The organism is Segatella sp. (genome assembly GCF_977051555.1).
Window position 1 is genome coordinate 21704 of the sequence record NZ_CDRSSE010000003.1, and the last position, 15880, is coordinate 37583.

Annotated in this window: 7 protein-coding genes; all 7 read right to left on the reverse strand. The window is 48.4% G+C overall.

Annotated elements, in window-relative coordinates; all coding sequences use genetic code 11:
• Window positions 1-101 precede the first annotated feature (101 nt).
• Window positions 102-995 carry a sugar phosphate isomerase/epimerase family protein gene (locus ACWJAO_RS01185; RefSeq protein WP_449138965.1) on the reverse strand — a complete coding sequence of 298 codons (894 nt, stop codon included), beginning with the start codon at window positions 993-995 and terminating at the stop codon, window positions 102-104.
• 117 nt (window positions 996-1112) lie between these two features.
• Window positions 1113-3977 (reverse strand): helix-turn-helix domain-containing protein, encoded by a 2865-nt coding sequence (locus ACWJAO_RS01190; RefSeq protein WP_449138966.1) that lies wholly within the window; start codon window positions 3975-3977, stop codon window positions 1113-1115.
• 171 nt (window positions 3978-4148) lie between these two features.
• Window positions 4149-6725 (reverse strand): glycoside hydrolase family 2 TIM barrel-domain containing protein, encoded by a 2577-nt coding sequence (locus tag ACWJAO_RS01195; RefSeq protein ID WP_449138967.1) that lies wholly within the window; start codon window positions 6723-6725, stop codon window positions 4149-4151.
• Window positions 6726-6756: 31 nt separating this feature from the next.
• Window positions 6757-8184 carry a sialate O-acetylesterase gene (locus ACWJAO_RS01200; RefSeq protein ID WP_449138968.1) on the reverse strand — a complete coding sequence of 476 codons (1428 nt, stop codon included), beginning with the start codon at window positions 8182-8184 and terminating at the stop codon, window positions 6757-6759.
• Window positions 8185-8303: 119 nt separating this feature from the next.
• A complete protein-coding gene (locus tag ACWJAO_RS01205) occupies window positions 8304-11534 on the reverse strand; it encodes a glycosyl hydrolase (protein ID WP_449138969.1) in 3231 nt (1076 codons plus the stop codon).
• A gap of 44 nt (window positions 11535-11578) precedes the next feature.
• Window positions 11579-14422: a glycoside hydrolase family 2 TIM barrel-domain containing protein gene (locus ACWJAO_RS01210; protein ID WP_449138970.1), complete on the reverse strand. Its 2844-nt coding sequence runs from the start codon at window positions 14420-14422 to the stop codon at window positions 11579-11581.
• 149 nt (window positions 14423-14571) lie between these two features.
• On the reverse strand, window positions 14572-15687 hold the full coding sequence (locus ACWJAO_RS01215; RefSeq protein WP_449138971.1) for an AAA family ATPase: 1116 nt from the start codon (window positions 15685-15687) through the stop codon (window positions 14572-14574).
• Between the last annotated feature and the right edge of the window lie 193 nt (window positions 15688-15880).

Consider the following 15880-nt stretch of genomic DNA (forward strand, 5'->3'; position numbering starts at 1 on the left):
TCTTTTTTAGGTTTAACTATAATTTTATTTATTTCTTTTCTAACACGATTTATACTTTACTAATCATAAAAAAGTAATTTGCCAGTTATTCCCCGAAACTGTTACCTCTCTTGAAATACCTGTTTTAAGTAAGCGATGTTTCTACCGAAATTATATTTCACGTCTCTTACTCTGTTTACATCACGGCTCCGCTCTACCACCAGCCAGCCGCTCCATTTCATCTTGTCAAGCGTCTTCCTGATTTTCGGAAGATTAATCTCCGGGTCTTCCTGAAGATTTACGCTATCTGTATTGGAAGCATGTATCTGGACGATACGCTGGGCGCCTAACTTCCTGAGTTCCTTGCAGATATCACGATGATGATCGGCTGCATCCTGGAAATTGTAGTAGACCTTAATCTGACTGCTGCCTACTTTCTTCAGCAGTTTCTTATCAAACTTAGCTCCCATTCCCGTTCTGATACCAATGGTGATACCCTCCTGCTTAGCCATCTCGCCGGCTGTGCGAAGGCGGGAAACCATCTGCTGGTATGCTGCACAGCCTTCCTGCTGCCAGTCTTTTCCGCTACCTCCGAGTGGAAGGAAAGCCACCTTGCTGCCAAAGAGTTTCATCGTCTGGAAACAATCTTTCAAAAGGTCTTGATAATTATCACGAGTCAGGAAACTCTGGGCGAAGAAGCCACTCATCGCCATAGAAGGAACAGCTACGCCATACTGACGGGCTGCAGCCTGGAATTTTTCTGCCTGTTGTGGTTCTCTAAGCTGGTTATCAAATAACACGCGTTTACCCAATCCGCCCATGTCAACCTCAACGCCATCAGCTCCTAATTCGTGAGCCAGTTTAAACTCGCCCAGCTTCTGACGTTTCAGCATCATCCAATCGCAAGCAGCTATCCTGTACCTAGGAGTTGCCGCCTGTGAGCATATTGGTAAAGTGTTCAAAAACGTAAATAACAGAACCAATACAAACCTACTATGATAAGACACTTGTTTCATTTGCCTTTTAGGTAAAAATCGATTAGTTAACATTTAATTTTGTTTGTTTCAACTGCCTAAAAGACGCACATTGGTTCACGCTGTAATCACCTTTTTTGAGATTTTTTATAAAAAACTTTATTTTTTTATTCCACTCTCCTGCTGCTGTGCTACATATTCTCTTGGCGACATGCCATATTTCTTGCGGAAACACTTGCCGAAATAGCCTACATCGGTGAAGCCGCAACTGTAGGCTACATCGGTGATACTCTGGTCGGAATGCTTCAGCAGTTCTACGGCATGACTCAGTTTGAAATCCTTCACCATATCGCTTGGCGAACAGCCCATCACAGCCTTCGTCTTCTTGAAGAAGGCAGAACGGCTCATTCCCAATTCCTGTGCCAGCATATCTATCTCGAAATCTGCATTGGTCAGGTTGGCTTCCATAAACCGGTGCACCTTGTCGACAAACTGCTTATCCTGCTGTTCGGCATTAAACTTGCGCTTATACTCTGCCAGCTGGTTCTGGATGTAGATATTGTTCTTCAGCCGAATCTGATACTTCGCATAGCGGAAAGCATAGTAGCTGACTACGGATATCAGAATGATGTAGATGAGATAAGCCCACCACGTAGCCCACCAAGGTGGAAGTATGGTGATGGTCAGTTCTCTCGTGCTGTGAGAATCAGGATTGGTGGCATCCATCACCTCTACGATAAACTGATAGGTTCCCGACGGCACATTGGTATAGGAAGCCAGACGGTTCTTGCCGGCATAATGCCAGTCATGGTCGTAACCCTTCAGCCGGTAACGGTAACTGATGCGCTCCGGATTGCAGAAATTCAGAGCAGCAAACTCCAAGGTGAACATCGACAGGGAATGACGCAGAGTGAGATGATCTGTATAAACCATCGACTTCTCCAAGATGGCTGGCTGGTTGAAACTGCGGATATCGCGGTTGTTCACCTCTCCACCTATTATATATATAGGATATTGCAGTCGGGTGGTATGGATACGCTCCGGCTGATAAGCAAGGATTCCTTCCTTGCACCCCAGCCATATCTCCCCATTCTGGATCAGAGCCGCTGAAGATTCCTCCAACTGGACATCAGGGAAACCGTCGGAATTGTCAAAATGGCGGATGCGGCCAGACTTATATTCATAGCATGACAAGCCATCGGCATTTACCAGCCAAAGGCGGCCCATCTTATCCTCTAAAATCGAAATAATCACATCATTATGCAGACCTTCCTTGGCTCCCAGAGAGGTAAGGATAGGAAGATGCGTCACTTCATCAAAACCGTCCAGACGGCTCAGACCTCCACCAAAGGTACACATCCAAACCTGCTTGTTGCTATCCTTGTAAAGACCATAGATATCACTATTGGCACGGGTATTGATTTCGGTATTGCGATAAGTCTCAAAACGCAGGTCGCCGACCGATTTGAAATCTATCTTGAAAGACATCAGTCCGTCCATCGTTCCTACCCACATTCTCTGATGGCTGTCCTCTACCAGGTTGCGGGCATCCATGTAGAGCCCGTAACCCGGATAGTTTTTCATACCATGATATTTATTATAGAAGCGCACCTTTCCGCCCTGTTCCTGCAGCAGATTGAGTCCTCCATCCAGCGTAGCCACCCAGACGCGATGGCGGGAATCCTGATAGGTCATATAGACATTGTTGCCGCTGATGGAATAAGGATCCCGGGCATCATGACGGTAATGGTCGATACGGTAACCAATTATTTTGGATGCATCGGGAGTCAGTTTTACCAATCCGTCTCCCTTGGTAGAGAGCCAGAGATTCTGCCTGTCATCATACATGGCATGATAAATGCTGCCGATTTGATGATGGGCATAATCGAACACCTGCTTCACCCTGCCCTGCATATCCAACAGATAAACATTCTTGCTACGGGCACCCACCAGCACATCACCATTCTTCAACTGGCAGATGGCTTTCACTCCACTCTTATCACCATCCGGCAAAGGGATGACACGGAACTGGTTGGGGGTGAAACTGACACGGTAAATACCATTATCAGCAGAAGTGAGCCACAACAGTCCGTCCTTGTCCAGGTTCATGTGCAAGAAGTGGCTATCTGGCTTATGGTCTTGGAACTTAGGAAGGAAAGCCAGGTTAACGCCTTCCATCGTCTGCGGATCAATATAGATAATTTCGCCAGCACCGGAAAGATAGAAGTAACCATGATGAGAGGTGGCGATGAACTTAGGCTCCACCACCTTACCTACGCCCGAAACCGGATAACGGCGCTCCCATCCGGTCTTCGGATTACGGCACACCAGGGCGGTATGCGACTCATCCATCTGCCACACACATCCGTTCTGGGTATGATAAATATAATGTTCCTTTGATTTACGGGCAAAATACTGCTGCCACATACCGAGCGTCCACTTCCTGGTTTTCGCAGTAACAGGAACGGAATAGATTTGATAATCCTTTCCTACATAGTTGGCACGCGAAGCCTTCAGCTGTACCACATCCTGGCGCAACTGATAATTGAACGTATTGATATGTTTTCGGGCATCTACCAGCGTCTTGATTCGGATGCTTCCATCCTTTAAGGTTTCGGCTAGAAGCAGAGTCTTGTCCTTGGTCAACAAGAGCACCTTGCCGGTCCCCTCAGCCTGAATCTTGATGACCTGCAGGTTACGGGCATAAGGTTTCAGTTCATCATAGACATCCTCGAAACGTTCGGTCTGCTTGAAGAAGACGCTGAGTTTCCAGTCGAGCGTTTTGATCCACAGATTGCCCAAGCCATCTTCTGCCAACCATTCTACCTTACGGGGTGGCTGATCGGAAGAGGGAGTATAAGCATCAGAATAATTATAGAAACGGGAACCGTCAAAACGCGACAATCCAAACCAGGTTCCAAACCACAGGAAACAGTCTTCCGACTTCAGAGAACAGTATACGATGTCATGAGGTAACCCTTCCTTCGTAGAATAATGAGCTACCTGCATATTGTTCTGTGCCATACCCAACAAGGCATAAAGCGAACAGAGAAGTATGGTAAAATATCGTTTCACGTATGCAAAAGTACAAAAAAAGTCTTGAAATCCCCAATAAACTTTCTGTTTTTTGAAGATTTCAAGACGATAACGATTACGTACGGAATCTTCTGCATAGAACACTCCGGTTACGCATTATTAATTATTGATACCGAAATCAGCCTGCTGATCTTCTACCTCTTTCAGCATCTTTGCCTTCTGCTCAGGTGTAAACTCATGAGAAGAAGAAGTGGCAGAAGAAGCATTCTGAACAGATGATGAAGTGGCAGACTTGGCAGACTTTGTACCCATCATCATGGTTCCCTGATAAGGTACGCTTTCTATCTCCAGGTCGGCAGGAGTAGGAGCATGAGTACCCGGGAACAGAACCTCGGCATGAATCTTAATCTTGCCCGGCTTCATCGTGCTGCGCACCAGGATAGGAGCACTACCCCATTCTACGGCTCTCGGATTGGCATTGATGCTGGCATCGCCGATGATTTCGCCCTCACCCTCCAGGGTAAAGCGGATATTCTCTTTAGCCAGACGGCGAACATGACCGTTATCATCGGTCACTTCGGCTACCACAACCACAAAGTCGCTGCCATCAGCCACCAGCGGTTTGCCCATCTCATCAACATAAAGACGGAGCTTGGTGCTGCGGCGGGAAGGCATACGCTGGTCGGTACAAACCACCTTGCCGTCCTTAAAACCTTCGGCTACCATCACTACCATCTGAGGCAATTTCTTCTTATAACTGTATTCGCGAGCCTCCCAGAAATCCCAGGCATTCTTGAATACCACAGGGGCATTGAAGGCGGCTGCCGTAGGATGAAGAACAGGCAAAGTATAGGTATGAGCACCCTGATAGGTGGTAAGACGAACGCTGTCACAATTAGAGAATACCGTAACATCGGCATCGCTGAACTGGGTCATCTCGTGAGCGATATGCACGAAAGGCTGGTCGCTGCGCTGTGACTCAAACATATAATAAGCAGTCTTCTTCTGACGGAATGCATCGTAGATACCGCCCCAGTAAGGATCTGGATGATAACCACGCTGATGGTCGAAAGGATGCCACTGGCAACCGCCGATAAACTGTCCCGGTGTATGAATCTCCTCGGTAGTTTTTGCCAGAGAATAAGCCTGCGTCAGCATCGGTTTCTCACCCCAGCTGCGACTGGCACGGTTCAGGTTGTTGTGCGCATACCAGTCATCCACATACTCACCAAACTCTCGGGTAAAGACACACTGGCTGATGTCGCTCATATCCATATCCGGCCATCCGTAAACCACATCATAATTCTCCTTGACACCTGCCGAATTCCAGTCGGCAACAGCCACAGGACGGTATGGATAAGGATACTCATCCTTGGTCAGCCGCAGCGACTTCAGGGCGAAATCCTTAGGATAGCGGGTCTCATTCAGGATAGGCTCCCACATCAATACCGAAGGATGATTACGGTCGCGGCGGATGATTTCACGGGTATTCTGGAACACGCGCTCTGCAAACTGAGGGTCCTTGTTCCAATACTGCCAACCCGGAGTAGCCACGATGATGAAGATACCGAGTTCATCGCAGGCATCCATAAACGACGGATCCTGAGGATAGTGGGCAGTACGGATAATGTTGAAACCTGCATTCTTCAGACGGAGCACATCTCGCCATTGCTGGCTGTTGGGAAGTGCATTGCCCACATAGGCAAAATCCTGATGACGATTGGCACCAACAAACTGGCGGTATTTCTTGCCGTTGAGCCAGAAGCCTTCCTTGCCACGAAACTCGAAACTGCGAATACCCAACTTGGTCTTTCCACCGTCCAATACCTGCTTACCGTCCTTGATACGGGTAACCACACTATATAAATAAGGTGTCTCCGGCGACCAGAGATGCGGATTCTTCACCAGGAACATCTGCTTGACGGTTTGATGTGCATCGCCAGCAGCCAGGAGCACATTCTGCGAAATGGTCTTGAGCACCTTGCCCGAAGCATCCAGCAGACTCTGCTCCACCTTCACCTTGCGTGCCTTTCCGCCCACATTCTGCAAGTCGACATCCACAAATACCTTAGCCTGCTTCTCAGAAATATCCGAGAAATGAACAAAGATGCCGGCATCACGGCGGTCGGCTTCAATCACGTTGGTGATGGAAACATCCTTCTTATTGATGAGCCACACATCGCGATAGATACCACCATGATAAGCAAAATCGAGTGTATACTGCGGTTTGCCTGGAGGATAACTCTTGTCATTAGAGTTGTCAGCCATCACAGCCACCACACATTTATCGCCCTTCTTCAATCCCTGCTCTTTCAGGTTGACGATAACAGGCAGGTAACCGCCGAAGTGCTCCTTAGCCAGTTTGCCGTTCACATAAATCTTCTGTTTGCCCATTATCGCCTCGAAATAGATTTCAGAGCGATTGCCCGGCACGATAAAGTTTTTGCGATACCAGGCTATACCCTGATAGTTGCGGCAACCCGAAGCCTCAGCAGGTTCCAGTTTCACACTATGAGGGGTAGAAACTACCTCCCAGCTTGCATCATCATAGTCGGCACGTTCTGCGCCCTGCACATCACCCAGATGGAATCGCCAGTTGGGATTGAAATTCCACACCTCGCGCCCCTGGTTGCTGACAGGGAATAACCCCGCCACCGATGTATCATCGTAAGCCGATGCCTTTGCCGAGCCTGCGCCTAGCAAAAGCATCATAGCCATCAATATGTAATATCTCATCTATCAACTATTAACTATAAACTATTAACTATCACTTTACTTCCCAGTCGTCCGTACGGAAAGAGCTGACAGGCAGACCATCGTGGAAGAGATCGCCTACAACCCAGTTTTTGAACGCATAGCGCACAGCCACAGGTTTCTTCACTTCCTCGCTCTTTACATAAACCTTGTTACGGGAAATCCAAGCCTGTGCCTTGTGGAATATCTGGTCTTCGCCGGCAATCTCGAAGTTATCGCTCTTAGGACCATTGTTGAAGTAAACCCACTCCTTGCTGCGATCGAAGCTGACTACAGCGGTATCACCCTTGAATTCTACACTCTTGTAGACAGCGAAATCAGGCAATCCCTTCTGACCGTAAGTATTGGCAAGAGAAAGCAGAGCCAGACGCTCGCCAGCCTGCTGTTTCTTACGGGGATGAATGCCATATTCCAGACCGGCATCCATCAATACCGCCATACGGCAGTTGCTGATGCGCTTCTCTGCCTCCAACTGCTGTTCACGGAGCAGGGCACTGTTGTTCTTCCATTTTATCAGACTGTAATCGTAGGGTGCAATCTGACAATAATAGAAAGGAAAGTCCCCCTGCTTCCATTCCTTACGCCAACCGTTTACCAGGGTATGCATCTGGTCGGCATAAGTAGCATACCGGTTGCAGTTATCCTCTCCCTGATACCAGATAACGCCCTTCATGGTATAACCGATGATAGGATGAAGCATACCATTATAGAGTGCGGAAGGACAGCGCTGCTGATACTTATTCACGTCAGCCTCGTTCCATGGCGTATGAAGCTTGGGAAAAGCCTTGAGCCAATCGCTCTTCACCCATTCCTTGTTCATCCATGCCTCGCAGGCACTACCGCCCCAGGAAGTAACCACCAGACCTACCGGAACCTCCAAAGCCTTGCGCAGCATTTTTCCATAATAATAAGCGGTGGCACTAAACTCCCTTACGCTCGCCGAGTTGGCTTCCTTCCAGGAACCCGATATAGAATCTACGGGTTGCAAACGGGCATTGCGCTTGATGGTAAAGAGGCGCAACTGACGGTCGTGACATTGCATCAATTCCTCCGGTGCACCTTCTACCGGCTGCGCCTTGAAACCCTTCATCGGCATCTCCATATTACTCTGACCGGCACAGATCCATACCTCACCTATCAGCACATCGCGGAGTTTGAGTTCCTTACCATCGCTCAGACTCAGTTCATAAGGACCGCCTGCCTGGGGAGTCTCTATCTGCAAAGCCCATTTTCCCTGAGCATCGGCTTGCGCCTTATAGGTCTTGCCATTCCAGGAAGCACGAACCTTCACTATTTTGTTGGCATCAGCAGTACCCCAGAGGTTGCATTCTGTCTGCTGTTGCAATACCATATTGTCGCCAAAGATCTTTGGCAGTTTCACTTCTGCCTGTGCTGCCAGAGTCATGGCAAGCAGCAGAGCCGAACATAACAGTTTCTTCATTTTATTCAATGTTAAGTGTTGAATGTTGAGTGTTGAATGTTGAATGTTGAGTGTTGAATGTTAAATGAGCAGTTTTGCTATCAACTATTAACTATTAACTATAAACTATCAACTATTAACTAATACACGATTTTAATCGTGGAAAGTAATCCGGCAGGCAGGAGCGCCTTGCTCTTAGTGCGATATTTGGCATTGGTCCAGATTCCCTTAAACGGAGCCTTTCCTTCGCCAGCACCCTGCAGCGCATTGTGCCAGGTATTGGCTACAACAATCTGTATTTCGTTGCTGCCGTTCTTCAGGTCGCGCTTCGGAACATACACCTCGTAAGGAGCTGTCCAGGCATAACCATATTGCTTGCCGTTGACCAGCACACGTGCCACATCACCAATTTTGCCCAACTGGATTTTGATGAATCCGTCAGTAGAAGAAGCCGTCTTCTTTTTCTCGGCTGGAACTTCCATTTTCTCTTCATCTGAAACCGGAATGGAATCGCCCCATTCAAAAGAAGAGGTAAAGGTAACGTGACCGCTGTAGTACTTCATCTTCTCATCTGCCGACTTCGACCAGTCGAAAGGAAGCGTTACGGTGGTATCTTTGCGGATATCATCGAAATGAACCTTCCATTTGTCGGCTACAGCCAGCACAGAAGGATAGTTTTCTGTAAAACCTACACCTTCTTCTTCAACCAGTTTATGACCTGTCTGACTGATAACCTGCATGTCTTCCTTGTTCGAGAGGATAACGAAAGCGGAACCATAAGTAGGCAGACTCAATTTCACAACCTGGCGGATTTTGGAAGTCCTGGTACGGAAGGTTGCCGTAATCAGTCGCTCCTTATCCTCCTGATTGGTCAGGAAATAGATGTCCTTCCTGCCTGTTGCCTCCAACACACAGCGGTGGGCATAATCCATATTTTCGGGCAGAACGACATCCGGTTCGATGCCATACTGAGAGAAGTCCTTTGCCTGATAAGGCTTGTCGATGATGATGATGCCTTCCTCGCGCAACTCCTCTATCTTCGCCTTTACCTCGGCAGACAGGGTATTTGCCGGCTGCGGAACCACAAGAATGCGGTAATCCTGATTTCCAGGCAATTTGCCCTTCGGACTGTATTCGAAATTCCATTTCAGCAAGGCATCCTTGTTCATCGAATCATATTTGTAGCCATGCAGGGCATTGCACCAGTCTTTCAGATCGAGGATATTCGCCGAATGGGTTACTCCCACTGGCGATTCCTCCATCGGAATGCCTACATTAGCCATACGTTTCTGTTCACTTGCCACCCGTTCAGCACCAAATACGCCAGGAAGCATCGGAACGAGTTTATCCGGAGTTAGCGAACGGCTCGGAATCTCTTCGCCTGTAAACACGGCGATGTCTACCACCGGTCTGCCCTGCTGCAGATAATTCTGACACAGGGTGATATAATCCACAAAACCACGTGCCTCAGGATACCAGGTATTGTCGCGCTGGAAGAAGAGACCGATACCATCAAGTGTCATTCCCGGCTTGCGGTCCATCCAAGGATTATGGGCAGTTACATGGAAGAAGAGTTTGTTCATACCGAGTGCCAGATTGCGGTCAAGCATCGGCTTGAGCATGGCTGGTGTCTCGTTCCATACACCACGAACCTCGGTGAATCCCTCTGCCTGAACGATGTTCTTATTATAAATATGTGCACCGCTCACGGCATCGAGCATATCGTTGGGTTTATCGTGAGTAGGCGAATTGAGCCAGTATTCTCCCATCGGATTGTCGGCATACTGATAATGCTGCAGACCATCGGCAGGGAAGGTTGGTGCGATACTCTCGTGAGATACTTCTATATCCTGCTCATGAGCCAAATCAGTAAAGGTCTTGAAGAACTTCTCGTTTACCAGGTCATTGATGGTGAGACGGATATCCTTCAGCACCTGTTCGTATCTGGAAGCCGACTCCATCGGAACACCTGCCATAATCGGGAGGTATGGGATGAGGTCGTAACCGCGGCGTGCCTTGAATTCCTCGGCAAACTGATAGCCCCAGTTCTGACTGCCACACTCCCAGGAGTCGATGTGCAGATACTTCACCACATCGCTGTGCGGACGGTTCAGGAACAATGCATACCAGGAATTGAAAAGTTTCCTGACGGCTGCCGGTGAGAACTTATCCACTTCGAGTCCCTTACCGGTTCCGGCTGTCGCATTGGTCTGTCCTGTTGAAGTATGTCCCATTCGCAACAGTCGCCAGGTGCCCTTAGGCAACTTATTCATCAGGTTGCCGTTCACCATAACACCCATCACCATTCCATTTTCCAGTTTCAATGGCAGCACATCTGTCATCGCCACGGTCTCGCTCTTAGCTGCCGCATCGGTTTCGATACGCCATACGGCACCCGATTTTCCCTCATACTGGTTAATCATCGGCTGGTTGCTCAAGAGGATATTCTCCAATTTCAGCAGCGGTTTCCATTTGGCAGCATCCAGGTCTTCTGCTCCCGGCTCTGTACCTTCCGGAGTCCATGAGAATCGGAAATAGCGGGCGGTGGTAGTCGGCAAACTGAAGGTATAATCACACATCGTGTTCTGCCAACCCTGACGGGGTGGCACCAGTTGCTTGATGTCTCTGAAGTTGATGCCGTCATCAGATGCCTGCACCAGGAGGCGCTGCGACTGGATGTTGTTGCCGTTAGGCACCACCCGCATGCTGCGCACCGTAACAGGTTTATGAAACGAATAGGTGATAGAGGCAGGTTTCGCTGCCAGATAATAGCCCTTGGCGGTAGAAACAGCCTCGGTATATTCTATCTTCTCTGGTTTGAAGAGTTGGGGTTTCTCCTTGCATCGGATGGCAAAGGCAGCGATATCCTGATAATATCCGCCCTCGCTTCCGGCAGGCTGCAACTTCCCGTCCTTATAACTTTCGGGTTGCCACATCTGCATGCCTTCTATCTTCTTACCGCCACCCACAATGGTATCGGTCCATACCACCTTCTGCATCGATTCGGCAGGAAGGATAGACGGATTGCCTGCCAGGGCGAAACCATCGCAGATATGGATGCCCATGTCAAGACCCAGGGAGTCGGCTTGCTGGAAAGAGTAATCCACCATCTCCCAGAACTTAGGTGACAACTGTGCCGCCTCGCCCTGATACTCCGGACGTTCGCTGACACCACGGATCGGCATCAGATAGGTACCGCCCAAGCCAACATTCTTCATACCGACCAGATCGGCATGAATACCAGCCTTGGAAACGGCGCCATACATCCAGTACCAGAAGGTCCAGGGCTTAGCCTCGTCATTATGAGCCATTGTCGACGCTACCAGAAGCGCCGACAATGCCATCACCGTATATCGTTTTTTCTTATTCATAACAGTTCATAACAGTTAAAAGTTAACAGTTTAAAGTTAACAGTTCAAAGCTCAAAGTTCAAAGTAAACTCTGCCTTGCCTTTGCCGTTCAGCCATTTTGGCTGGGCTGAAGGTCCGTTGAGGTCGGTAGTGTTCACCTTGTTTCTTACTGAAGGTATCACCTTGAAGACTGCCAGACCGGTTTGTGGCAAGGTATAGAGCAGTCCGTCTCTACCATCACGAGGGGTATAAACACCCATGTGCTCATCGGCAGTCAGACCAGAGAAGCCAATCTTTCCTTCATCGGTCTTGAGCTGCATCCACTTCACGTTGGCAAAGTAGCCTTTAAACTCAGGATAATCCCAGCTTTCGGCAGGAATCGGGTCATTATAATCGTTCTGCCAGTAGCCGTATTGCGGACCCTGTTCGCGGTTCTGCCAAACCCGGTAAGGACCGTTGCCCACCCAAGCCTTGCTGCGGACCTTGGTTTCCGGATAGTCGAAAGCCATACCCATCATATCTACCACGCCACCGAAATTGTAATGGCAGGTTACAGCCACCGAACCGTCAGAAAGGAACTGCCAGTCTACCTCATCGAGTGATCCATGCTGATATGTAGCCACCAGCTTTGCCTCCGCTTCCTTCCATTCGAAACCAGCGAAAGAACCCTGGTCAACAAATTCGGTATAGAGTGTCTTTTTCTTCTCAGCCTCCTTATCATCATGATTATAGAACTGGTCCAGGCTGCGGTCACTTCTTCTGGCAGCCATGAATCGAGGTCCGTTGCTCAGCGAGATAGCCTTGCCGCCAACCTCAACGCCCATCAGTCTGCCATCTTTCTTGGCAAAGCGATAAGTTCTTCCACCCGCCTTCACTTCTACAGCATCAGTCTGTTCAGCATAAGCAGCAGATGAAGCACTTGAAGTACTTGAAGCACTAGAATTCATCACTCTTCGTTCTTCACTCTTCACTTCCCTGCTCCATGTCATGATTTCCTCACCTTCATGGTTCACAGCCTTGATTTCTACCACATCAGCATTCGCCATCATCGGTATCTTCACCTGGGCTTCCTTGCCCGGAGCTACATCCGGAGAAGAGATATTGCCCTGCTTCAATACCTTGACCTGAGTGCTGCCCATCGCTGGCATCTGCAACAGACGATAGGAGAAGCGGCAATCCTTCAGATTTACGAAGTTATACTGATTAGATAAGGTGAGTTCACCTTTCTCCACATCATTCCAAGTCAACTGTACCGGGCACCATACCTCTTTAATCGTATAGAAAGAACCTTCCTTCTCGGCATGAGGGCCTACGATACCATCGGCTCCGAAGTTACCCATACAGTCTACATAATTGTTCTTATCGGTACGCACCACACCCTGATCCATCAAGTCCCAGAGGAATCCGCCGGCACAGCGAGGGTTCGCCATCATCATGTCCCAGTAATCCTTCAGTCCTGCTCCATGTCCGCCGTCATACAGACCATGCAGGAACTCGGTAGGCATGAAGATTTCCTTCTGTCGCATATACTCCTGGGTCTCGCCATAAGAACGGTAGTGCTTGGTTTCAAAGCCGTTGCGGTTAGCCCAAGGATAGAGAACCACACGCTTCTGCTTGTCCCAGAGCGCAAAGTCTGGTTCCAGTTCATAGTTGAAACCACCCTCGTTTCCGTTGCTCCAGAAGATGATGCTAGGATGGTTCTCATCACGGGTAATCATCTCCTTCACCAGCTGCTTGCCCACGATGGTAGGATGCGCCCAATGCCAGCCGCTCAACTCACATTCCACATAGAGACCGAGCGAATCGCAAGCCTCCAGAAACTCCGGATCGGCAGGATAATGACTCAATCTCACGGCATTCATGTTCATGCTCTTGATGAGTTTCACATCCTCTATATTCTTTGCCTTGCTCAGCGTTCTACCGGTCTCCGGACGGAAACTGTGACGGTTCACACCTTTGAAGATGACTTTCTGACCGTTGATATAAACGCCATCGCTGGCACGGTATTCGATGGTACGGAAGCCGAACTTCTGACGTTCTCTGTGGAGCGTCTTGCCTGCTGCATCCTGGAGTGTGAAGACGGCTGTATAGAGATGTGGGGTCTCGGCAGTCCATTGCTTAGGTGCCTTCGTCCGGAAGTCGACATGCGCCTCATCGCTGTTTCTGGCATCAGCTACGTTCGATGCCACCACCTTTCCTTTCTCATCCAGAATCTCGGTCTTCACCTTCGCCCCCTTGACGGCACGGTTCAGGTAGCAGTCTGCCATAAAATGACCATCGCCCTTGGCATCAATCGCCACACGGTCGATGTTCTGCGCAGGTTTTGCCACGATGAATACAGGACGGAAGATGCCGCCGAAGTTCCAGTAGTCAGCACGGCGCTCCGCCATGTTCACCTGACTGTTGCTGCTCTCCTTGCTCACCTCCACTTCGAGTCTGTTCTTATGTTTCCCGAAGAAGATGCGGTCGCTCACATCGTAAGTAAAGCGATAGAAACCGCCCTGATGCAAGCCATTTCCCGCCTTTCTGCCGTTGATGGTCACCTTGGCATCGGTCATTACGGCTTCGAAGACGAGTTCTATCTGTTTGCCCTCCCACTCCTGTGGCAGCGTAAACTCATATTTATATTTTCCTTTTTCGTCAGCAATACCTTCCGGAGTAGCCTTTCCGTAGAATCGCATGCCATACTGATAGGTACCGAATCCCTGCAGTTCCCAGCAGGAAGGCACACCAATCTTGGTCCACTTGCCGGCATTTCTACCACCTGTGCAGTAGAAATCCCAGTTCACCATGTCATCGCATCCATGTCCTGAAAGATACTGTCGCTGTGTGTCAACACCCGTCTGTGCGGTAGCAGTCATCGCCATCGCCCCCAAAGCTATTGCTAAGAATGTTTGTTTTAGATACATATTGTTTATTCTACGTTTGTTTATATTCATTTTGTTATTCATCAATAAAGACTCATAAACACAGATTTTGTAACTATTTAGCAAATCGGAAATACTCCGATAAGCTGCGAAAATATATCAAAAAACATCAACTTTCGCAGATTATAGAGCTAATTCAGCCACAACTTCATCAGTTGGTCATCAATATAGTACGTACCCAACGAAGTAGATACCAGATGATACTCCAACAATTTCTTGATGGCAGACTGAACGCTGCTGGCAGAACGTAGATTATGCCGTTTTACAAAAACCGTGGAAGTAATCTGCTTGGCAATGCCATCCTTGGCTATTGCATAAAGCAATTCCTTCTGAGGGAGCGTGAGACGCGACAGGATTTCACTAAACTTGCGGTCGTTGTCCAATATCATCATGTGGATGATGGCTTCCGCCATTGCCTTGTCAGCCTTGCCCTTTACATCCGTCTGGTTGAAAGCTTCATGAAACACCTTCTGCATATAATACGTATTTCCTCCGAACGTATCATAGACATCCCGCACAGCCTCTTCCTCCACGTCCTTCCCGAACCTGGCAAACAAACTTTTCGCAAATTCCAAATACTTATCGTATGGTATCACCTCCAAGTTCATCATGTCGGCACTATTGTAGAATGGATGCGCCTTTTCGGAGAACATCTTCGTAATGAGATGGCGCTCGCTACCAGAGAAAATGAAGTTGGCATTGCTGCATTTCTGCACATAAGTGCGTAATATTGCCTCCATGTTCTTCTCTGGATAATAGCCAATCTGCTGGAACTCGTCTATCGCCACGATACATTTCTTATCGGCATGCTCCAAACAGGCAAATATCTCATCCAGGGTATAGAGCGGATCGGAGATATCGCCTAGCGAAAGGTTAAAGGTCGGCGTGTTCGAGATGGGATCATAGCCAAAACACCCATTGATAGATTTCAATGTGTTGACCACCATCTTGAGCATCTTCTGACTGCGATGAGCCGCCTGTTCGAAAACAGCCTTACCTAGTTCGAAGGCAAACTCCTGGATGCTCGAAGTACGGAGTATGTCGATGGAAATGGCGATAAAATCATTCTTGACCATCGGCGAGTCGAGACAAAAGTCAATAAGCTTACTTTTGCCCACACGCCGTGCAGCCATCAACACAATATTTTCACCCGAAGTTACCTTTCGGATGATTCTCTCTGCCTCCACCTCTCTGTCGCAGAAGTACTCTGGCTTAATCTTGCCTGTGATAATAAAAGGATTCTCCATACTCTTTACCTAATTAAATCATTGGTTATGGCGGCAAAGATAATAAGATTTCTCGAATTATGCAAATTAAATTATGCAAATTGCATAATGCAAAACAAATAATTCGAGATAAGCTGCGAAAACATATCAAAAATCACCAACTTTCGCAGATGATAAAACTAAACTTGTCGGAAAAGAGCTTTTACGCACCTTT

Coding starts and splice junctions, on each gene's coding strand:
- ACWJAO_RS01185 (WP_449138965.1), bottom strand. CDS start 995: ATGAAACAAGTGTCTTATCATAGTAGGTTTGTATTGGTTCTGTTATTT.
- ACWJAO_RS01190 (WP_449138966.1), bottom strand. CDS start 3,977: ATGGCACAGAACAATATGCAGGTAGCTCATTATTCTACGAAGGAAGGG.
- ACWJAO_RS01195 (WP_449138967.1), bottom strand. CDS start 6,725: ATGAGATATTACATATTGATGGCTATGATGCTTTTGCTAGGCGCAGGC.
- ACWJAO_RS01200 (WP_449138968.1), bottom strand. CDS start 8,184: ATGAAGAAACTGTTATGTTCGGCTCTGCTGCTTGCCATGACTCTGGCA.
- ACWJAO_RS01205 (WP_449138969.1), bottom strand. CDS start 11,534: ATGAATAAGAAAAAACGATATACGGTGATGGCATTGTCGGCGCTTCTG.
- ACWJAO_RS01210 (WP_449138970.1), bottom strand. CDS start 14,422: ATGTATCTAAAACAAACATTCTTAGCAATAGCTTTGGGGGCGATGGCG.
- ACWJAO_RS01215 (WP_449138971.1), bottom strand. CDS start 15,687: ATGGAGAATCCTTTTATTATCACAGGCAAGATTAAGCCAGAGTACTTC.